This window comes from Pseudomonas sp. S2_H10, from assembly GCF_054668285.1.
Genome location: NZ_CP162754.1, coordinates 1049861 through 1069808 on the forward strand (window position 1 = coordinate 1049861; position 19948 = coordinate 1069808).

17 protein-coding genes are annotated in these 19948 nt (G+C 63.1%); 10 read left to right on the plus strand and 7 right to left on the minus strand.

Annotated elements, in window-relative coordinates:
* The 5 genes from AB4O16_RS04605 to AB4O16_RS04625 all read right to left on the minus strand — a co-directional run bounded on the left by AB4O16_RS04605 (position 1) and on the right by AB4O16_RS04625 (position 6529).
* Positions 1-1140 carry an acyl-CoA dehydrogenase family protein gene (locus AB4O16_RS04605; protein WP_160385895.1) on the minus strand — a complete coding sequence of 380 codons (1140 nt, stop codon included), beginning with the start codon at positions 1138-1140 and terminating at the stop codon, positions 1-3.
* A 256-nt stretch (positions 1141-1396) separates the two neighbouring features.
* On the minus strand, positions 1397-2920 hold the full coding sequence (locus tag AB4O16_RS04610; protein WP_460157129.1) for an acyl-CoA synthetase: 1524 nt from the start codon (positions 2918-2920) through the stop codon (positions 1397-1399).
* 4 nt (positions 2921-2924) lie between these two features.
* Positions 2925-4481, minus strand: a complete 1557-nt coding sequence (locus AB4O16_RS04615; protein WP_460157130.1) for an acyl-CoA synthetase — start codon at positions 4479-4481, stop codon at positions 2925-2927.
* 51 nt (positions 4482-4532) lie between these two features.
* Positions 4533-5336, minus strand: a complete 804-nt coding sequence (locus AB4O16_RS04620) for an enoyl-CoA hydratase/isomerase family protein (RefSeq protein ID WP_460157131.1) — start codon at positions 5334-5336, stop codon at positions 4533-4535.
* Between the two features lie 38 nt (positions 5337-5374).
* Positions 5375-6529 (minus strand): CaiB/BaiF CoA transferase family protein, encoded by a 1155-nt coding sequence (locus tag AB4O16_RS04625; protein WP_460157132.1) that lies wholly within the window; start codon positions 6527-6529, stop codon positions 5375-5377.
* Positions 6530-6727: 198 nt separating this feature from the next.
* Between AB4O16_RS04625 and AB4O16_RS04630 the strand changes: the two genes are divergently transcribed.
* The 10 genes from AB4O16_RS04630 to AB4O16_RS04675 all read left to right on the plus strand — a co-directional run bounded on the left by AB4O16_RS04630 (position 6728) and on the right by AB4O16_RS04675 (position 17944).
* Positions 6728-9559: a LuxR C-terminal-related transcriptional regulator gene (locus tag AB4O16_RS04630; RefSeq protein WP_460157133.1), complete on the plus strand. Its 2832-nt coding sequence runs from the start codon at positions 6728-6730 to the stop codon at positions 9557-9559.
* A gap of 283 nt (positions 9560-9842) precedes the next feature.
* Complete coding sequence (locus tag AB4O16_RS04635; protein WP_178120533.1) at positions 9843-10943, plus strand: acyl-CoA dehydrogenase family protein; 1101 nt, start codon at positions 9843-9845, stop codon at positions 10941-10943.
* Between the two features lie 27 nt (positions 10944-10970).
* Positions 10971-12155 (plus strand): lipid-transfer protein, encoded by a 1185-nt coding sequence (locus AB4O16_RS04640; RefSeq protein ID WP_460157134.1) that lies wholly within the window; start codon positions 10971-10973, stop codon positions 12153-12155.
* Between the two features lie 29 nt (positions 12156-12184).
* Complete coding sequence (locus AB4O16_RS04645) at positions 12185-12625, plus strand: MaoC family dehydratase N-terminal domain-containing protein (RefSeq protein WP_150718269.1); 441 nt, start codon at positions 12185-12187, stop codon at positions 12623-12625.
* A 14-nt stretch (positions 12626-12639) separates the two neighbouring features.
* The gene (locus AB4O16_RS04650) at positions 12640-13056 is read left to right on the plus strand and encodes a MaoC family dehydratase (protein WP_460157135.1); all 417 of its coding nucleotides are present in this window, start codon (positions 12640-12642) and stop codon (positions 13054-13056) included.
* A gap of 30 nt (positions 13057-13086) precedes the next feature.
* Positions 13087-13911, plus strand: a complete 825-nt coding sequence (locus AB4O16_RS04655) for an SDR family NAD(P)-dependent oxidoreductase (protein WP_160385904.1) — start codon at positions 13087-13089, stop codon at positions 13909-13911.
* A gap of 185 nt (positions 13912-14096) precedes the next feature.
* Positions 14097-14741: a TetR/AcrR family transcriptional regulator gene (locus tag AB4O16_RS04660; protein WP_460157136.1), complete on the plus strand. Its 645-nt coding sequence runs from the start codon at positions 14097-14099 to the stop codon at positions 14739-14741.
* Complete coding sequence (locus AB4O16_RS04665; protein WP_460157137.1) at positions 14738-15370, plus strand: SDR family NAD(P)-dependent oxidoreductase; 633 nt, start codon at positions 14738-14740, stop codon at positions 15368-15370. Before AB4O16_RS04660 ends, AB4O16_RS04665 begins: the two co-directional genes overlap by 4 nt.
* An 84-nt stretch (positions 15371-15454) precedes the next feature.
* Positions 15455-17035, plus strand: a complete 1581-nt coding sequence (locus AB4O16_RS04670; protein ID WP_460157138.1) for an arylsulfatase — start codon at positions 15455-15457, stop codon at positions 17033-17035.
* Between the two features lie 120 nt (positions 17036-17155).
* Positions 17156-17944 (plus strand): glycosyltransferase family 2 protein, encoded by a 789-nt coding sequence (locus tag AB4O16_RS04675; protein WP_460157139.1) that lies wholly within the window; start codon positions 17156-17158, stop codon positions 17942-17944.
* 65 nt (positions 17945-18009) lie between these two features.
* On the opposite strand, the gene sorB is transcribed toward AB4O16_RS04675, so the two are convergent.
* A complete protein-coding gene (sorB, locus tag AB4O16_RS04680) occupies positions 18010-18642 on the minus strand; it encodes a SorB family sulfite dehydrogenase c-type cytochrome subunit (protein WP_460157140.1) in 633 nt (210 codons plus the stop codon).
* A 10-nt stretch (positions 18643-18652) separates the two neighbouring features.
* A complete protein-coding gene (gene sorA / locus AB4O16_RS04685; protein WP_460157141.1) occupies positions 18653-19894 on the minus strand; it encodes a SorA family sulfite dehydrogenase catalytic subunit in 1242 nt (413 codons plus the stop codon).
* Between the last annotated feature and the right edge of the window lie 54 nt (positions 19895-19948).

Sequence of the window (19948 nt, forward strand, 5' to 3'; positions counted from 1 at the left end):
TCACAACTGGCGCGCGATCAGCTCGCGCAGCACTTCACTGGTGCCACCAAAGATGCGCGTCACACGCATGTCAACGAAGGCGCGGGCAATCGGGTACTCGAGCATGTAGCCGTAGCCGCCGTGGAGCTGGACCATGTCGTCGATGCACTGCCAAAGCGTCTCGGTGGCGTACAGTTTGGCGATGGCCGATTCCTGCACGGTCAGGCGCCGGCGCATGTGTTCGGCGATGTAGTGGTCGATGGTCAGGCGCACCGCGGTGGCCTTGGCCTTGATGTCGGCGAGCTTGAATTTGGTGTTCTGGAAATCCCACACCGTCTGGTTGAAGGCCTTGCGGTCCTTCACATACTCGACGGTCTGCTCCAGCAGGCGTTCGAGCTTGGCGGCGCTGTACAGGGCGATCACCAGGCGTTCCTGCGGCAACTCTTCCATCAGGTGCATGAAGCCTTTGTTTTCCTCACCGAGCAGGTTGCCCACCGGCACGCGCACGTCGTCGAAGAACAGCTCGGCGGTGTCGGCAGCATGCTGGCCGACCTTCTCCAGCTTGCGGCCACGACGGAAACCTTCGCGGTTGCACTCCACCATGATCAGGCTGCAGCCCTTGGCGCCAGCGCTCGGGTCGGTCTTGCACACCACCACGACCATGTCGCAGGTCAGGCCGTTGCTGATGAAGGTCTTGCTGCCGTTGATCACCCACTCGTCACCGTCACGCACGGCGGTGGTGCGAATGGCCTTGAGGTCGGAACCGGTGCCCGGTTCGGTCATGGCCACCGCCAGCACGGTTTCGCCGGTGCAGATTTTCGGCAGCCATTTGTGCTTCTGCTCTTCGGTGCCCAGGCGCACGATGTAGGGCGCGACGATGTCCGAATGCACGCCCAGGCTCCAGCCGGAGACACCGGCGCGGTAGAGCTCTTCGATCAGCACCGCCGAGTGGCCGAAATCGCCGCCGCCACCACCGTACTCGGTGGGCACGGTGAGGCACAGCAGGTTATGGCGGCCCGCCTTGAGCCAGGTTTCCCGGTCGACCTGCCCGGCCTCGTCCCACTGCGCCTGCTTGGGCAGGCATTCGCGCTCGAAGAAACGCCGCGCGGTTTCACGCAGCATTTCGTGGTCTTCACGGTAGACGGTACGGTTGATATGCATCGGGATCTCCAGTGGATTGCCAGGCAGACGAGCGCCTGGTTCGTGAGTCCACTGTATTGATGCGGGTGGGTGGTGAAGCCACCCGGATCGGGTAGCGAAAATCGAAGGTTTGAAACACGGCCCCCCCTGTAGGAGCGAGCCTGCTCCGGGCGGCGTTCCGACGATGGACGTCAACGATAACGCGTGCTGCCTGAATTTACGCGTCGTCCTTACGTCCATCGCGAGCAGGCTCGCTCCTACAGGGGGTGTGGTGTGGTTATTTACGCAGTTCGCGCTTGAGGACCTTGCCGGCCGCCGACAGCGGCAGGTCATCGCGGAACTCCACGCTCTTGGGGCACTTGTAGCCGGCGATGAATTCACGGCAATGCAAGCGCAGCTGTTGCTGATCGACCCAGGCACCTGGCTTGCGCACCACCACCGCGTGCACCGCCTCGCCCCACTGCTCATGGGGAATGCCGATCACCGCGCACATCGCCACGGCCGGGTGTCGCGCCAGTACGTTTTCGACTTCCGCCGAGTAAACGTTTTCCCCACCGCTGACGATCATGTCCTTCAAGCGATCGACGATGAACAGGTAGCCCTGCTCGTCCATCCACGCCGCGTCGCCGGTGTAGAGCCAACCGTCGCGCAACGCCCTGGCGGTTTCCTCGGGCTTGTTCCAGTAGCCCTGCATGATGTTCGGCCCGCGCACGATGATCTCGCCCACCGTGCCGCGCGGTACCTCCTGGCCCTGCGGGTCGACGATCTTCACGTTGACGCCCAGGCCACCGCGCCCTACCGAGCGGGAAAGGCCACTGATGCGCGCCTCTGGCGTGTGATTGCACGGCAGATTGCTGGACACCACCGGGCAGGCCTCGGTCAGCCCGTAGGAATGTGAAAGTTCGATGTCCGGCAGTCTGGCCAGCACTTGCTCGACCATATCCCCGGCACTGGGTGAAGCGCCGTAGGTCAGGCGCTTCAGGCTGCCCAGGTCATACTTGTCAAAGTCTGGATGAGCCAACAGCGCAAGGATCATGGTCGGCACCAGCAACGTCTCGGTGACCCGTTCGCGCTCAATCATCTGCAAGGCCTGCAACGGGTCGAAGCTCGACACCAGCACATGGCTTTCACCGGCCAGAAACTGAATCAGCGCACGGGCCATGCCGGCGACATGGAACAATGGCGCGACATGCATCAACAGACCGCCACGGATCGGCGGCATGTCCACCATGCGTGGCATGCACGCCGACCACAGGTTCAGGTGCGACTGCATGACACCCTTGGGAAACCCGGTGGTGCCGCCGGTGTACATGATACAGGCGAGGTCCTCACCGCCGCGCCCGGCGTCCTCGACCGGCGTGGCCTGGGCAATCAGCTGCTCAAAACCGAGCATGCCCACCGGCACTTCGCCCTCACCGGCATAAATGAATCGGGGCGCATGGCGCGTGACTTTGCGGATGTCTTCGGCCAGCGTGGCAAAGTGTTCGTCGACGATCAGGATGGCGGTATTGCAATCGTCCAGCGAGTAGACAATCTCCGGCACACTCCAGCGCACATTCACCGGGTTGAGCACCCCGCCGCCCCACCACACGCCCATGATGTATTCCAGGTAGCGGTCGGAGTTCAGCGCCAGCATGCCGACCCGGTCACCAGCCGCCATGCCGAGTTTCTGCAAGGCGCCCGCCAGGCGAGCGACCCGTTCGCCAAATTCACGGTAGGTGTGGCGACGCTCGCCACAGATAGTCGCGATGTGATCCGGGTTCTGTTGCAGTGTGCGCTGCAGGCATTGGGTCATGTACATGCTGTCAGCTCACACCCCGATCCGTGCTGCGCCAGAACGGTTCGCGCAGATCGCGCTTGAGCACCTTGCCCGCACCGGACAACGGCAACGCAGCGCGGAACTCCACGGATTTCGGGGTCTTGTAGCCGGCAATCTGCCGACGGCAGTGCTCAATGATCTGGGCGCTTGCAACCTCGTTGTCCGGTTTGAGCACCACCACCGCGTGCACCGCTTCGCCCCACTGCGCGCAGGGAATGCCGATCACTGCGCAGGCGGCGACGGCCGGGTGGCTGGCGATGGCGCTTTCCACCTCGCCGGAATACACGTTCTCGCCACCGCTGACGATCATGTCCTTGAAGCGGTCGACGATGTAGATGAAGCCATCGGCGTCCATGTAGGCACCGTCGCCGGTGTGCATCCAGCCGCCGCGCAAGGCCTTGGCGGTTTCCTCGGGGTTGTTCCAGTAGCCGAGCATGATGTTCGGGCCGCGCACCACCACTTCGCCGACGGTGCCGCAGGGCACTGGGTTGTCCTGTTCGTCGACGATGCGCACCGTGACACCCAGCCCCGGGCGCCCGGCCGAGCGCAGGCGGCCATTGGCGATGCCTTCGGCGCTGTGGTTTTCCGGGCCGTTGGCGGAGATCGGCGGCGCCGCTTCGGTCATGCCGTAGCCTTGGGTGAACTCGACATTCGGCAAGGCCTTGAGTGCCATTTCCAGCAAGGGCACGGCAATCGGCGAGGCGCCGTAAGTGAGACTGCGCAGGCAGCTCAGGTCATGCCCGGGGAAATCCGGGTGCATGATCAGCGCCTGAAGCATGGTCGGCACGATCAGGATATCGGTGATGCGCTCGCGCTCGATGGTGCGCATCACGTCCAGGGCATCGAAGGCCGGAACGAAAATGCTCGGCAGCCCCAGCAGCGAAATCAGGATCACCCGCGACAGCGCCGCCAGGTGGAACATCGGCGCGATGTGCAGGGTCAATGCATCCACCGGCACCGGTACGTCGGCGGCGCGGGCCACGGCGGCGGACCACAGGTTCATGTGCGACTGCATCACGCCTTTCGGTCGGCCGGTGGTGCCGCCGGTGTACATGATGCTTGCCAGGTCGTCGCCGCCGCGAAACGCGTCGTCCACGGGCGTGGCGTCACCCATCAACTGCTCGTAGGACAGCATGCCTTCTGGCAACGGCCCGTCGCCGATGTGGATCAGCAACGGCCGCACCCTGGCGCTGCCGGCAATGCCTTCGGCCATGGGCAGGAAGGTGTCGTCGATCAGCAGGATGCGGGTGTCGCAGTCGTCCAGCGAATAGACGATTTCCGGCACGCTCCAGCGAATGTTCACCGGGTTGACCACGCCACCACCCCACCAGGTCGCCAGGAAATACTCAAGGAACCGGTCGGAGTTCAGGCCCAGCAGACCGACGCGATCGCCGGTCCGCATCCCCAGTTGCTGCAGGGCCCCGGCCAGGCGAGCCACCCGGTCGGCCAGTTCGGCATAGGTGCGGCGGCGGTCGCGAAAGACCGTCGCTACGGCATGGGGACGTTGCTGCAGCACACGGTGCAGGCCTTGGGTCAGATACATGAGGTTCTCCTGTGAATTATTGTTGTCAGGTAACGAACGCGAGGATACGGATCAGGTACCGGTGTATTTCGGTGAGCGCTGCTCGACCTGGGCCATGCGCCCTTCGGCGTGATCTTCGCTGTCGCGCAGCAAGCCCCAGTGCAGATGGGCCTGGGTGACGAAGTCCCGGGGCGCGAGATGGGCGCTCTGCAAGGCCAGGCGCTTGATCGACTGCACCGCGAGCGGGCCATTGGCGGCAATGCGCTCGGCCAGATCCAGCGCCGCTGGCAGCAGGCGGTCCTCGGGCAACAGCTCGATGATCAAACCGATGTCCAAGGCCTGCCCGGCGTTGATCGATTCCCCGGTCAGCGCCATTTTCATGGCATGGGCCGCTGGAATTGCACGCAGCAAGTACTGCACGCCACCGGCCGCCGGAATGGTCGCGTCGCAAACCTCTGGCAAGCCGAACGTGGCGCTGGCCGAGGCAATGCGCAGATCGCATTGCAGCGCCAACTCGAGACCGCCACCCAGGCAGGCACCATTGATGGCGGCAATCACCGGTTTCCAGATGTCCAGGTCGCTGAGGTCGAACAGCCGGCTGTAGCCACCCTCCTCGGCTTCTGTCTCGCGGCTTTTGAGGGTGCAGGCGACAAACCCGGATGCCCCCAGCAACGACTCCTTGTGGCTTGCACCGCTGCAAAACGCGCGTTCGCCGGCACCGGTCAAGACGATCACCCGCACCTGCTCGTCATCCTGGCAGGCACCCAGGGTCTTGCGCAGGTGCATCAGGTCGCTGACGGTCAGCGCGTTGTTCGACTGTTGCGCATCGAGCGTGATGAGTGCCACGTGATCGATGATCTTGAATTGAATGGCCATGGTGTAACTCCTGCGCTGCGCGATTCTTCATGTTGTTTTCAGGCGCCAAAACCCAGGCCCAGTTCACGCAAGCGCTCGATGGCCGCAGCGTCGAAGCCCCAGTCGAGCAGTGCTGCGCCGCCGTGTTCTCCACGCTCGGGCGCCGGTTGCGGTTGCGCCGATGGCGTGCCGAGGAAACGCGGAGCCGGCACCGGTTGCACCACCCCGGCGACCTCGATGAAGCTGCCACGGGCAATGCCGTGGGGGTGCCTGGCCGCTTCGGCGAGCCCGAGCACCGGCGCAACACAGGCGTCGCTGCCTTCGAAGGCCTCTTCCCACTGCTTGCGGGTACGGCCGAGGAACGCGGCGGTGAATGCCTCACGCAACCGTGGCCAGCCAGCCCGGTCGTGCTGGCTGGGCAGGTCGGCGCTGGAGAGTCCGAGAATGTCCAGCATTTGCCCATAAAAGCGCGATTCAATCGGTCCGATCGCCATGTACTGGCCGTCGCCGGTTTCGTAGGTGTCGTACCAGGGTGCACCGCCATCGAGCAGGTTGCTGCCGCGCTGTTCTTTCCAGTGACCGCCGGCCAGCAGGCCCCAGATCACCGAGCCCAGCTGCGCCGCACCTTCGGTCATCGCCGCGTCGACCACCTGCCCGGCGCCGCCGCGCTGCACATTGACCAGCGCCGCCAGTACGCCCATCGCCAACAACATGCCGCCACCGCCGTAGTCACCCACCAGGTTCAGCGGCGGCACCGGCCGACCACCGGCCGGACCAATACTCGACAGCACTCCCGACAAGGCGATGTAGTTCAGGTCATGACCGGCACGGTCGGCCATCGGGCCAGTCTGGCCCCAGCCGGTCATACGGCCGTAGACCAGGCGCGGATTGCGCTGTAGCGCGACTTCCGGGCCGAGACCCAGGCGCTCCATCGTGCCGGGGCGAAACCCTTCGATCACCACGTCGGCGCGTTCAATCAACTCCAGCGCGACGGCGACACTGTCGGGGTGCTTCAGGTCGAGGGTGACCGAACGGCGGCTGCGCCCGGTGATGTCCGCGCGCTTGCCCTCAAGCTTCGGCCCCAGGTCAGCGGCCTTCTGCGGCCGGTCGATGCGCACCACGTCGGCGCCCATGTCGGCCAACAGCATGGTGCCAAACGGCGCCGGCCCGATTGCCTCGAATTCCACCACCCGAATGCCGCTCAGTACGCTCATCGCCAACGCTCCCTGATTCTTCTGGAGCGCCAGCAGCACTCCTATTGTTGTGCCATCCAGTAGATCAATCCCGAACCCACCGACCACCACCCGCATCGGGTGGTGGCCGCCAAAGACAGGGTCATCCCGCCCATGGTCTGGGTTACACTCGATGAGATTCGGCGCACTCACAAAACAAAAAAAGAATCGGACAGCCCCATGGATAAACACCGCAAGTCCAATGCATCGGACACCCATGCCAGCCAGGCCTTCAATCCGGTTCAGTCCCCGATCGTCAGTACCAAGCTGACTCCGCCGCGCAGCGCCGGGCGCCTGATTTCCCGCGAGCGCCTGCAGGAGCAAATGCTCAAGGCTCGCCGCCTGCGTTGCATCGTGCTCAAGGGACCGGCCGGGTGTGGCAAGACCTCGACCCTGATCGCCTGGCGTCAGGCGCTGTTGCCGCTGGGGTTCGACGTGGCGTGGCTGACGCTGTCGGCCGACGACAACGAACTGGCGCGCTTTCTTGACTATCTGCTGGCAAGCCTCGGCCAGATCGACCCGACGCTCGTGCGCGAAGCGACTCAACTGGAAGGTCGCGGCCTCGACAGCGAAGCCGTGGAGCGCACCGTCATCACCCTGGTGCGCAGCATTGCCAGTCGTGGCCGTGAGCTGGTGCTGGTACTCGACGACCTGCACCACCTGACGGACGTGGGCATTCACCAGGCCTTGCAATGGTTGATCGACTACGCCCCGGCCAACCTGCACCTGGCGCTGATATCGCGCAGTGTCGTGCCGCTGTCCCTGGCGCGGTTGCGCAGCCAGGAACTGGTGCTGGAGCTCAACCTGCGGGACTTGCGTTTCACCGCCGCCGAATCCGAACAGTTCCTCAAGGCGCAATTGGGCGAGATCAGCGCCCGGGACGCCCGGATGATGCATGATCTGACCGATGGCTGGGTCGCCGGCCTGCAACTGCTCGCCGTCAGCCGCAAAAAGAATCGCCCGCCTGCCGCCACGCAGGCAACGTCGGTGCAGGCGCAGCTACGGGACGATCAAGCCTTCGCCAGGTTTTTCGAAGTCGAAGTGTTGTCCCACCTGTCACCGACCGACCTCGACCTGCTGCTGCTCATGGCCGTGTGCAACCGTTTCTGCGCCTCGTTGTGCGCGGCCTTGAGCGGTCAGCCGCAGGCGGTTGCCGAAGCGAACGCGCTGCTGACGCGGCTGGAGCGGGACAACCTGTTCCTGATTCCGGTGGACAGCGCCGAGCGCGAAACCTGGTATCGCCTGCACCCATTGCTGCGTGAAACCCTGCTCAAGTATTTCGACTCGCGCAGCAACGCCGAGCAACAAGCGGTGCACGTTCGCGCATGGAACTGGTTCCGCGAGCACAATCACCTGGATGAAGCGGTGCACCATGCGGTCATGGGCGGCGACCCGTCGGCCGCCGCCGATCTGGTGGAACAACACTGCGAGGCGCTGTACGCCCATGGCGACCTGCGCATGCTGATCGAGCTGGTGCGGCTGTTGCCGGTCGAACAGGTACAGGCCCGAGTCAAGCTGCGCATTCTCAAGACGCGCATGCAGCTGTATGCAAGGGACTTCGTGGCCTGCACCGCCAGCCTCGAACAACTGTTTCGCGACGTTCCCGAGAGCGAAGTCCATGACCGCTTCATGATCTCGCTGCTGCGCGCCTCTTTGGCCCTGCAACGGGATGACACCGATGCAGCCATGACGGTCCTGCCGCAATTGCTCAACCCGCCCGCGGGCAGCAACAGCGTGGCCATCGGCTCCTGTGCCAACATCCTGTCCTGGCTGTACATGCACCGCGGTGAATACGAAAAGGCCCGGCAGGTGCAACTCGACCGGCCGAACCTGCTGATCAATGGCCAGCCCCTGCTGGGGACCACGGCGGGCAGCCTTCAGGGCCGTTGCCTGATCGGCTTGAGCCTGGCCCTTGAAGGCCAGATGACCCAGGCGGAACGGGTTTACCGCGATGTGTTGCATGAAGCCGGCCAATGCGGCAAGGGCGGTGCCGACGCGACTTATCTCTCCGCTGCCCTGCTCGGTGAAGTGCTGTACGAAACCAACGACCTCGACGCCGCGTTCAAGATGCTCTCGGGCTGGATCGACATTCTCGAACGGATCTCGATTCCCGATTCCGTGCTGCGAGTGCTGCAAGTGCTGTGGAATGTGCAATGGCTGGCGGGTAACCATCAGGAGGCCCTGGCGTTCGTCGAGCGCCTTGATGAGTACGCGATCAAACTCGGCCTGGAGCGTCTGCAAGCCTATTGCCTGACCTGGCAGGTGCGCTGGTTGCTGACGCTCGGCGAGACCACACAAGCCCAGGCCAGGCTGGCGCGCCTGGAAGCCATCGACGCGCGTCACCCGGACGCCGGGCACACGGCACTCAAGGAAATCCATATCCTGGCCGAGAACGCCCGCGCTCGCTGGCAACTGGCACAGGGCGACCTGGACGGTGCCTTCGCACGCATAGAACTACTGATCGAAACCTGTGAAAGGCACCGCCGCCAACTCGGCGCAGTGCGCCTGATGGTGCTCAGTGCCGTGATCGAGTCCGAACGGGGTCGACATGAGCAGGCGCGGGACAAAGTCATGGAAGCACTGCGCCGAGGGCAACGCTTCGGCCTGGTACGCAGCCTGCTCGACGCCCATCCGGACGGGTTGCAACTGATCTGCGACATCACCAGCCGGGAAGTCCTGGACCCGGTGCTGGCGTTTTATGTCGAACGCTTGCAGGCCGCCGGGGCCACCGCGCCTGCGGTCTCGAAAGCCAAGCCTGAGAAGGCGCCAACCAGCAAACCGTTGGCGGCCGGGATCGAGCCCTTGAGCGAGCGGGAGATCGAAGTGGTGCGCCTTCTGGCCCAGGCCCTGCCCAACAAGAAAATCGCCCGTGCGCTGGGGCTGTCCCCGGAAACCGTGAAATGGCACCTGAGCCATATCTACAGCAAGCTCGGCGTCAGCAGCCGCGATGAAGCGGTGGCGCGGGTGCGGGATCTGGAGTCGCAGGGTGATCCAGGCACTGGTACTCACTAACTGCCAATAGAGAAACCTGTGGGAGCGGGCTTGCCCGCGAAGGCGGTGCGTCAGTCAACACAGATGTTGAATTTGCTGGCCTCTTCGCGGGCAAGCCCGCTCCCACAGGGATTGTGTTGTCTTCAGTGATTTTTTAACCGCCACCCACCTCGGGTGGCGTTCGCTCGCTGCCCCCCACCTATCGTAACCCTCAAATCACAGGCGCTTGGCCCAATGCCGGCCCGCTATCTTTGAGGAGTCTTGCGTGCACATCGCCCGAACCGTTTTCCGCGACGACCATGAGATGTTCCGCACCACCGTGCGACGTTTTTTCGAGCGTGAATGCCTGCCGCGCCAGGCCGCCTGGGACAAGGCCGGCCAGGTCGACCGCGAAACCTGGCTCAAGGCCGGTCGCGAAGGTTTGCTCGGCATCACCCTGCCCACCGAATACGGCGGTGGCGGCGGCGATTTCGGCCATTGCGCGGTGTTCAACGAAGAGTTCGCCCGGGCCGGTGTGAGCGGCGCCTACTTCGGCATGCACTCCGACGTCATTGCCCCGTACATCAACCGCTGCGGCAACGAAGAACAGAAACAGAAGTGGCTGCCGGGTATCTGTTCCGGTGAAATCATCCTCGCCATCGCCATGACCGAACCCGGCACCGGTAGCGACCTGAAAGCCGTGCGCACTACCGCCGTGCGCGACGGTGACGAGTACGTGATCAATGGCAGCAAGACCTTCATCAGCAACGGCCTGACCGCCGACCTGGTGATCGTCGTGTGCAAGACCGACCCGGCGGCCGGCGCCAAGGGCATCAGCCTGATTGCCGTGGAAACCAGTCGCCCCGGTTTCAAGCATGGCCGCAAGCTGGAAAAGGTCGGCCAGCACGCCCAGGACACCGCCGAGCTGTTCTTCGACAACGTCCGTGTGCCGGTGGGCAATCGCCTGGGCGAGGAAGGCCTGGGCTTCACCTACCTGATGGGGGAACTGCCGCAAGAGCGTTTTTCCATCGCAGTCTCCGCCGCCGCCAAGCTGGAGCGCCTGCTGGAGCAAACCATCGAGTACGTGAAGGACCGCAAGGCCTTCAACCAGACCGTGTGGGACTTCCAGAACAGCAAATTCAAGCTCGCCGACATCAAGGCCCAGGCCACCGCGCTGCGGGTGATGGTCGACTACTACCTGGGCGAACACATGCGTCGCCGGCTGACCCTCGAAGAAGCCGCCATCGCCAAGCTCCACACCACCGAAACCCTGTGGAAATGCATCGACGACATGGTCCAGCTGCACGGCGGCTACGGCTACATGATGGAGTACCCGATCGCCCGCGCGTTCGTCGACATGCGCGTCAACCGCATCTACGGCGGCACCAGTGAAGTCATGCGCGAAATGATCGCGCGCAAGCTCTGAACCTCTCAAACAACAAGGAAAACAACGATGAGCAATAAAGTGTTCGTTGCTGGCGTCGGCATGATCCAGTTCAAGAAACCGGGGACCAACGAGCCCTACGACATCATGGGCGAACAGGCGATTCGCCTGGCCCTGGCCGATTGCGGCCTGGACTTCAGTGACATCCAGCAGGCTTACGCCGGTTACGTCTACGGCGACTCCACCTGCGGCCAGAAAGCCCTGTACCGCGTCGGCATGACCGGCATCCCGCTGATCAACGTCAACAACAACTGCGCCACCGGCTCCAGCGCACTGTTCCTGGCCCGTCAGGCCGTGGCCAGCGGTGCGGTGGACTGCGCCCTGGCATTCGGCTTTGAACAAATGAACCCGGGTGCGCTGAAATCCGCCTGGACCGACCGCGCCCCGGCCACCGAACGCGCCCTCAAGCTGACCAACGAACTGGTCGGCATGCCCGACCTGCCGACCGCCATCCGCCAGTTCGCCGGTGCCGGTTACGCACACATGCAGAAGTACGGCACCCGGCTGGAAACTTTCGCCAAGATCCGCGCCAAGGCCAGCCGCCACGCCGCCAACAACCCGCTGGCCGTGTTCCGCAACGTGGTCAGCAGCGAAGAAGTCCTGGCCGCGCCGATGCTCTGGGAAGGCGTGTTGACGCGCCTGATGGCCTGCCCGCCGACCTGTGGCGCCGCCGCCAGCATCGTGGTCTCCGAAGCGTTCGCGAAAAAGCATGGCCTGCGCACCGACGTGCTGATGGCCGGCCAGGCCCTGACCACCGACCTGCCGAGCACCTACGACGCCAAGGACATGATCCGCGTGGTCGGTTTCGACATGACGCGCATGGCCGCCGACATCGCCTACAACCAGGCCGGCATCGGGCCGAAAGACATCGACGTGATCGAGTTGCACGACTGCTTTGCGCAGAACGAACTGCTGACCTACGAAGGCCTCGGCCTGTGCGCCGAAGGCGGCGCCGAGCAACTGGTCAACGACGGCGACAACACCTACGGCGGCCAATGGGTGACCAACCCGTCCGGCGGCCTGCTCTCCAAGGGCCATCCGCTGGGCGCCACCGGCCTGGCCCAGTGCTACGAGCTGACCCACCAGCTGCGCGGCACCGCCGAGCAGCGCCAGGTGCAGAACGCGCGCATCGCCGTGCAACACAACCTCGGCCTGGGCGGCGCCTGCGTCGTCACCGTGTACCAGAAAAACTGAAGCGGCCAGCACACCCGGGAGTCATTCAGATGATCGACAAAAAACACATCGGCAAGCAGTTGCCCACCTTCCTCGTCACCGCCGAAGCCGGGCAACTGCGCTTCTTCGCCAAGGCCACCGGGGAAACCAACCCGGTCTACTTCGACGAGCAGGCCGCTCGCGACGCCGGGCATCCAGCCCTGCCGCTGCCACCGACCTTCCTGTTCTCGCTGGAATTCCAGATCCCGTCCAACGCCTGGCGCGATGAACTGGGCATCGTCACCGCGCGCATCCTGCACGGCGAAGAGTCGTTCCGTTATCACCGCATGGCCTATGCCGGCGACACCCTGCGCTTCGACGTACGCATCGCCGACATCTACGACAAAAAAGCCGGCGCCCTGGAATTCGTGGTGCGCGAGACCCGGGTCACCAACCAGCACGGTGAGCACGTCGCGGACCTGCGCAGCGTGCTCGTGCAGCGCAACAGCTGAAGCGGAGAACAACCATGAACGCGATAAGCCTGGAAAAAATCAACGTCGGCGACACCCTGCCGGCGCTGGAACTGCCGCCGATCAACCGCACCACGCTGGGACTGTTTGCCGGCGCGTCAGGGGATCACAACGCCATTCACATCGACACCGATTACGCACGCAAGGCCGGCATGCCCGATGTGTTCGCCCACGGCATGTTGTCGATGGCCTACCTCGGTCGCCTGCTGACCCAGTGGGTCGATCAGCGCCAGGTGCGCGAATTCGGTGTGCGCTTTCTCGGCATCACCCACCTGGGTCACCGCATCACCTGCACCGGCACTGTGGTCGAGCGCTTCGAAGCCTGCGGCGAGCAGCGGATCAAGGTCGAAGTACGCACCACCAATCAATACGGCGAGACCAAGATCGTTGGCGACGCCGTGATCGCTCTGTAAACAAACCCAAGAATTGAGGAGCAACACCCCATGGCAAAACTCGAAGGCAAAGTCGCACTGGTCACCGGTTCCGGTCGTGGCATCGGCCAGCAAATCGCCCTGAAACTGGCGAGCGAAGGCGCGCGCATCGTGATCAACGACCTGGACGCCGATCCGGCCCACGAGACCGCAGAACTGATCCGCAAGATGGGTGGCGAAGCCGCCGTATGCCACGGCAACGTCAGCGCCCCGGACTTCGGTGACCGCTACGTCAAGACCGCGATGGACAACTTCGGCGGCATCGACATCATCGTCAACAACGCCGGCTACACCTGGGACGACGTGATCCAGAAGATGAGCGACGAGCAGTGGTACGCCATTCTCGACTGCCACATGACCGCACCATTCCGCATCCTGCGTGCGGCCTACCCGATCATCAAGGCCCAGGCCCTGGCGGACGCTGCAGCCGAACGCGAAGTGTTCCGCAAGGTGGTCAACATCTCTTCGGTCTCGGCCCTCAACGGCAATGCCGGGCAGATGAACTATTCCTCGGCCAAGGCCGGTGTGATCGGCATGACCCGCGCGCTGGCCCGCGAATGGGGCCGCTTCAAGGTCAACGTCAACGCCGTGGCCTTCGGTTTCATCGAAACCCGCATGACCAAGGCCGACGCCCACGCCGGCGCCACCGTGAACATCGAAGGCCGTGACATCCGCGTCGGCATCAGCCCGGAAGCGGCCAAGTCGTTCGCCCAGCGCAACCCGCTGGGCCGCCCGGGCACCGTGCAGGAAGCGGCCGACGCCGTGTACCTGTTCTGTTCGCCGGAGTCGAACTACATCACGGCGCAGACCATCGCGGTGGCCGGCAATCTGCAATAACCAAACGGCCTGCGGCCAGGGAGCTCTCTGTAGGAGCGAGCTTGCTCGCGATGGACGTCAACGATGACGCGGGCTGCCTGATTGCTCGCGGTGTCCTGACGTTTTTCGCGAGCAAGCTCTCTCCTACAGAGATCTCCCTGGCCACGATAGCTGTGTTTGCATATTGATGACCGCAGGATCACACCATGAACACCACCGAAACCAACATCCGCCAGGCTGCCGTCAAACTGATCTCGCGTAATGGCTACGGCTCGATGAGCCTTCGGCAACTGGCGGCCGAATCGGGGATCAATTGCTCGACGCTGTACCTCTATTACCAGGGTAAAGGCGAATTGCTGCTGGAGCTGATCCTCGAATACTTCGAGACATTGTCCCGGGAGTGGGCTCGATGCCGCCCTGCCGTAGCGCGCGCCGATAGCAGACTCCGCGCTTTTGTCGCCTGCCATGTGCGTTATCACCTGGAACATCAGGACCAGGCCGTACTCGGCAACCTGGAATACCGGAGCCTCGACGAAGAGTCCCTGGCCCTGGTGCGTCAGGCCCGCCGGGTGTACCTCAAAGACTTGCAAGCCCTGCTCGAACAAGGCGTTCGGGAAGGTTCGCTGAGCTGCGCCGAACCGAAATTGATGGCGCGCACGCTGTTCAACATGCTCACCCACGCCTGTGTCTGGTATCAGGCCGATGGCCGCTGGAGCGTCGACGACGTCATCCGCCATTACTCGGAACTGGTGCTGAAAATGCTCGGTGCCGTGCCCATTGCATCACCCCGTCCAGCCGTGCGCCGCGCGGCCATTACCCGCCGCGCCGCGCCGCTGGAGGCCGTGTCATGAGCGACCTCATGCAACCCTTTTCCATGGCCGGTAAAACCGTGCTGGTGGCCGATGCCACCACGCAACTCGGTGCCCATTTCGCCCGGCTGATCAGCCTCGCGGGCGCCCGGGTGGCCCTCGGCGCGCCATGCCCTGCGCAGCTTGAGCAGTTGCAAGCCGACCTGCGCTGGGATGGCGGTGAAGTGCTGATCGTCAGCCTCGACAGCGCCCGCCGAGCCAGCATCGAGGCGGCGCTTGGTGCCGTCGAGTTGCGCTTCGGCAGCGTCGATGTGCTGATCAACAACAGCGCCGAACGCGAACATCCGGCGCGCAACAACCACCTGGTCCATTGCACCAGCCGGCACATGATCAAGGCCGAGCGCGGCGGCAGCATCGTCAACATCGAGCCGCCACCGCGCCCGATCAGCCAGCTCAACCCGTGCCTGCGGCCCAACAGCAGCCTGATCCGCATGAGCCGGGCCATGGCCCAGTCGCTGACGCCACACCGGATTCGGGTCAACGTGATCGCGGCCGGACGCGGCAAGGACGCGGGGCTGCAGGAGCTCAACGGCCCCTTGCTATTGCTGGCCAGCGGCGCCGGTGCCAGCGTCACCGGCGCGGTATTGCACATCGACAATCACGCCACCTGATACGGGTGGCGCTTGGTGTCCGACGACCCTTGAACATCGGGGCCGGTCGCTCTGCGCGACGCCCGTCAACAAGGAGCCAGTCAGATGACTCGCATAAAAAAGTGGCTGCCGAAACTCGCCTTCATCGCGACAACGGTCATGGCAATGGCGGCAAACGCCGCTGACAAACCCAACATCCTGGTGATCTTCGGCGACGACATCGGCCAGACCAACATCAGTGCCTATTCCATGGGTGTGGTCGGCTACAAGACCCCGAACATCGACCGCATCGCGCACGAAGGCATGCTGTTCACCGACTATTACGCGGAGAACAGCTGCACCGCCGGGCGCTCGTCGTTCATCACCGGCCAGTCACCGCTGCGTACCGGCCTGACCAAGGTCGGCGTGCCGGGCGCGCCCATCGGTATCCAGGGCCGCGACATCACCATCGCCCAGGCCCTCAAGTCCCAGGGCTACGCCACCGGCCAGTTCGGCAAGAACCACCTGGGTGACAAGGATGAGTTTCTGCCGACCCACCACGGTTTCGACGAGTTCTTCGGCAACCTGTATCACCTCAACGCCGAAGAAGAACCCGAGCGCCCCTACTGGCCCAAGGATGACCCGGACTTCGTCAAATCCCGCACACCTCGTGGCGTGATCCACAGCTACGCCGACGGCAAGATCGAAGACACCGGTGCGCTGACCGCCAAGCGCATGGAAACCATCGACGATGAAACCACCGCTGCGGCGCAAGCGTTCATCGAGAAACAGGCCAAGGCGGACAAACCCTTCTTCGTGTGGATGAACACCACGCGCATGCATGTATTCACCCACGTGCGCGAGTCGATAAAGGGCCAGAGCGGCATGCCCGGCAACGAGTATGCGGACGGCATGCTCGAACACGACGGCGACGTCGGCAAACTGCTGCAGACCCTCGATGACCTGAAAGTTACCGACAACACCATCGTCGTCTACACCACCGACAACGGCCCTAACCAGTTCTCCTGGCCGGACGCGGCGACCACGCCGTTTCGTAACGAGAAGAACTCCAACTGGGAAGGCGCCTACCGGGTCCCGGCCATCGTGCGCTGGCCGGGCAGGATCAAGGCCGGTGAAGTGTCCAACGAGATGTTCTCGGGCATGGACTGGTTCCCTACCCTGCTCGCCGCGGCGGGTGATACCGAGGTGAAGGACAAACTGCTCAAGGGCTGGGCACCGACTTCCGGCGGCACCAGCTTCAAGGTGCACCTGGACGGCTACAACCAGCTGCCCTACCTGACCGGGCAAAAGCCCAAGGGCGAGCGCCGCGAGTTCTATTACTTCAACGACGATGGCGTGCTGGTCTCCATGCGCTTCGACAACTGGAAAGTAGTGTTTGCCGAACAGCGCGAGCCCGGCGGTTTTGCGGTGTGGAGCAGCCCGTTCGTGCCGCTGCGCGTGCCCAAGCTGTTCAACCTGCGCATGGACCCCTATGAGCGGGCAGACCTGGTCTCGGATCAGTACAACGACTGGCTGGTAAAGAACTCCTACCTGCTGGCCGCCGGTGTGGCCAAGGCCGCGCGCTTCCTGCAGACCTTCATCGAATACCCGCCGAGCCAGAAACCCGCGAGCTTCAGCATCGACCAGATCCGTGCTGCGGTAGACGCGAAAATCGAAGAGAAGCTGAAAAGCCAGGTCAAACCGTAAGCGCCTCTCTACGCCGATACGGCCTGAATGCCAACGGCCAACCCGCCCAGGTGAAATTAAGCTTGGGCTAAGGTTGCCTGTTTAATCTTCGACACTTTCGGTTAGTCGAGCATTTCGAAGATGGCAAAACCTCCGTTCAGCATCGTTCTGGTGAATTACAAAACCCTCGACTTGACCAGGATCTGCCTGGACCTGTTACGCGAGCCTGCACGAAAAGCCGGAATCCCGGTCTGGGTGGTCGATAACGATTCGGCGGACGCCAGCGTCGAGTACTTGCGCTCACTCGACTGGATCAACCTGATCGAACGCGCTGTCCCCGGCAAAGAGCCGGGCCATATCGCCCACGGCAAGGCGCTGGACATGGCGCTGGCCAGGGTCGATACCGACTACCTGTTCCTGATGCATACCGACACCTTCGTCTTCAATGCAGACGTCTTTGCGATGATGATGGAGCACTGCGCCAAGGATCGAAACGTCATCGCGGTCGGCTGCACCGAGCAACTCAACCGAGGGTTGCCAAGGACGGTCTGGCGCTTCACCTCCCGCTTCGCCAAGCACCATTTCCGCCGCCTGAAACTGTCCCTGGGCCTGCGCTCAAAAGAACCCAAGCCCTATACCGAGACTTACCTGAAAAGCTTCTGCACCCTGTGGAACTGCAGGCTGATGAAACAACAGGGCCTGCAGTTCCAGATCGACGATCGGGTGCCTGGGTATGAACTGCAAGACCGGGTGATCGGCCTTGGCTATAAGGTCGTGTTTCTTTCGCCCGGCAAGATCTTCAAGTACCTGGATCACGTGCAGGCCGGCACCGTTGCCGCCGCTGGAGGATATGGCCAGGGTCATCGGCGGACGAAAATGTACCAGGACATTCTCAAGCGCTTCGGTGCGGTGAACACCTCGATGTCGTGAACAAACCTCACACCCAAAAAAGCCCACTGACCATTACCGGTCCAGTGGGCCTTTTTGCATCAGGTTCACTGGCTCATGATGAACGTCGCCAGGCTTTTCAGATCGTCCGGGCTCAACTGCGCAAACGGCGGCATGGGCACATCCCCCCACTTTCCGCTCCCGCCGTGCTGAATGCTGGACATAAGCCGGTCCATTGCCTGCGGGTCCTTGGCATATTTGGCCGCCACATCGCGGTAGGCCGGGCCTACCACTTTATGGTCAATCGCGTGACAGGACAGGCAGGCGTTGTTCTGCAGCAAGGCCTTCGCGTCGACTTTTGCCACAGCCACCGCCGGGGCGTTCGAGGCAGCCTGAACATCGGCATCATTGGCCTTCGCACTACCATAGGTCACCGCCAGATAGGCACCGATAACACTCACCTCCTGGTCGCTGATCGGCGCACCGTACACGTGCTGCATCTTGCCCGCTTCGGCGGTCCACTGCGCCAGGCTCATGCCCGGAGGCTGGAAGTTGATGTAGTCGGCTGAATGGCAGACGGAACACTTCTGCTGCGCCAAAGCGTAGCCAGGCATCGAACTGGACTTGAACGCCGCCGTTTCGGGCGGCAACGTGATCGAAAGCGGCGCTGCACTGGCCAGAGTGGCCAAACCAACCTGAGCCGCGCAGAGCAAGACGGTCATGCTTTTCACAAGTTTCATACGGCCCTCCTCAGGCGACGGTCACGTGGGTGGTTTCGACGACGTGGCGGCGGTAGCCGGCTGGGTTCCAGTCGGCCTGCAGCGGTTGTGTCTCGCCGGCACTGTTGCTGGCTCGCACCATCAACTGCGTGGTGCCCTTGCCGGTAAAGATGATCGGCAGTGTCCACTCACGAAAGGAGAAACGGCCAAGGTCCTGCCCGAGCGTGGTTTCGCGCCAGGTTTTTCCGCCGTCGATCGACACCTCCACCTTGTTGACCCCAACGCCCCCGTCGAACGCAATGCCCTTGAGCTCCAGGTTTTTGTTCAGCGGCAATACATCGCCGTGTTTGACGCTGGTGATGAAACTGCGTACCGGCAACTTCGAAATTGGCTGGGTTTTCGCCGCCGTGGTACCGGGCGCGATGCAGAAGCAATCGTTGTCCGGAACCCGGTAACCCTTGGCCATGAAAAAACCGTCGTAGGTCGTGTCGACGACTTCGATCTCGCTCAGGTGCTTGACCCAATAAGTGCCGAAATAGCCTGGCACCACCAGACGAATCGGGTAGCCGTTGAGAAATGGCAGGTCTGTGCCGTTCATGGACCAGGCGATCATCGGCTCGCCATCCATGGCATGGCTGATGTCCAGCGCCTTGATGAACTCCGGTGTGCTGGGCAACACCGGCTTATCCAGCCCACGGAAAGTCACTTGCGCGGCGCCGGCCTTCACCCCCGCCTTTTCCAATACCGCCTTGAGCGGTACCCCCACCCACCGCGCATTACCCATCGAGCCATTGCCCAGTTGGGCACCGAACACTCGGGGCATCGAGAAGCCACGGCTGTTGCCCGAGCACTGATTGACCGCCACCACTTCCACCGGTTCGGCGAGGGCCTTGAGTTCGGCCAGGGAAAGCGACAGCGGCGTGTCGACCGAGCCCTTGATCGTCAGGCGGTAGGTGTCGGGATCGATGCTGGTCGGAAAATTAGCCAGGTGATAACGCACGAAAAAGGCGTCATTGGGCGTGATCGGCCCTTCGTTGAAGACAGGGAATGGCGTCTCCAGATGCGGCGGCCGCGTGGTCACCAGGGTCAACGGGCGTTTTTGCGGGTATTGCACCAGCGGGCGCGGGCCAGCGGCAAAGGTCACTTCTTCAGCGTTGTCATCGGCTGCCCTGGCGAGACTTGCCAAAGGCGAGGCCGCCACGGCCAGCGTGAATGCATCGCGTAAAACCCGCCGGCGGCTCGGCTGGCTGCTGTCTAAAAAACTGAACTTCATTCTGCGCTCTCTATGATTGTTTTATTGAGATGCAACTGACAGTCCCTTTGTCAG

What these genes read in the sequence shown, in the direction of transcription:
- AB4O16_RS04615 (WP_460157130.1), bottom strand. Translation starts at nt 4,481, where the DNA reads ATGTATCTGACCCAAGGCCTGCACCGTGTGCTGCAGCAACGTCCCCAT.
- AB4O16_RS04635 (WP_178120533.1), top strand. Translation starts at nt 9,843, where the DNA reads ATGTTCCGCACCACCGTGCGACGTTTTTTCGAGCGTGAATGCCTGCCG.
- AB4O16_RS04630 (WP_460157133.1), top strand. Translation starts at nt 6,728, where the DNA reads ATGGATAAACACCGCAAGTCCAATGCATCGGACACCCATGCCAGCCAG.
- AB4O16_RS04610 (WP_460157129.1), bottom strand. Translation starts at nt 2,920, where the DNA reads ATGTACATGACCCAATGCCTGCAGCGCACACTGCAACAGAACCCGGAT.
- AB4O16_RS04655 (WP_160385904.1), top strand. Translation starts at nt 13,087, where the DNA reads ATGGCAAAACTCGAAGGCAAAGTCGCACTGGTCACCGGTTCCGGTCGT.
- sorB (WP_460157140.1), bottom strand. Translation starts at nt 18,642, where the DNA reads ATGAAACTTGTGAAAAGCATGACCGTCTTGCTCTGCGCGGCTCAGGTT.
- AB4O16_RS04675 (WP_460157139.1), top strand. Translation starts at nt 17,156, where the DNA reads ATGGCAAAACCTCCGTTCAGCATCGTTCTGGTGAATTACAAAACCCTC.
- AB4O16_RS04620 (WP_460157131.1), bottom strand. Translation starts at nt 5,336, where the DNA reads ATGGCCATTCAATTCAAGATCATCGATCACGTGGCACTCATCACGCTC.
- AB4O16_RS04670 (WP_460157138.1), top strand. Translation starts at nt 15,455, where the DNA reads ATGACTCGCATAAAAAAGTGGCTGCCGAAACTCGCCTTCATCGCGACA.
- AB4O16_RS04605 (WP_160385895.1), bottom strand. Translation starts at nt 1,140, where the DNA reads ATGCATATCAACCGTACCGTCTACCGTGAAGACCACGAAATGCTGCGT.
- sorA (WP_460157141.1), bottom strand. Translation starts at nt 19,894, where the DNA reads ATGAAGTTCAGTTTTTTAGACAGCAGCCAGCCGAGCCGCCGGCGGGTT.
- AB4O16_RS04625 (WP_460157132.1), bottom strand. Translation starts at nt 6,529, where the DNA reads ATGAGCGTACTGAGCGGCATTCGGGTGGTGGAATTCGAGGCAATCGGG.
- AB4O16_RS04665 (WP_460157137.1), top strand. Translation starts at nt 14,738, where the DNA reads ATGAGCGACCTCATGCAACCCTTTTCCATGGCCGGTAAAACCGTGCTG.
- AB4O16_RS04645 (WP_150718269.1), top strand. Translation starts at nt 12,185, where the DNA reads ATGATCGACAAAAAACACATCGGCAAGCAGTTGCCCACCTTCCTCGTC.
- AB4O16_RS04640 (WP_460157134.1), top strand. Translation starts at nt 10,971, where the DNA reads ATGAGCAATAAAGTGTTCGTTGCTGGCGTCGGCATGATCCAGTTCAAG.
- AB4O16_RS04660 (WP_460157136.1), top strand. Translation starts at nt 14,097, where the DNA reads ATGAACACCACCGAAACCAACATCCGCCAGGCTGCCGTCAAACTGATC.
- AB4O16_RS04650 (WP_460157135.1), top strand. Translation starts at nt 12,640, where the DNA reads ATGAACGCGATAAGCCTGGAAAAAATCAACGTCGGCGACACCCTGCCG.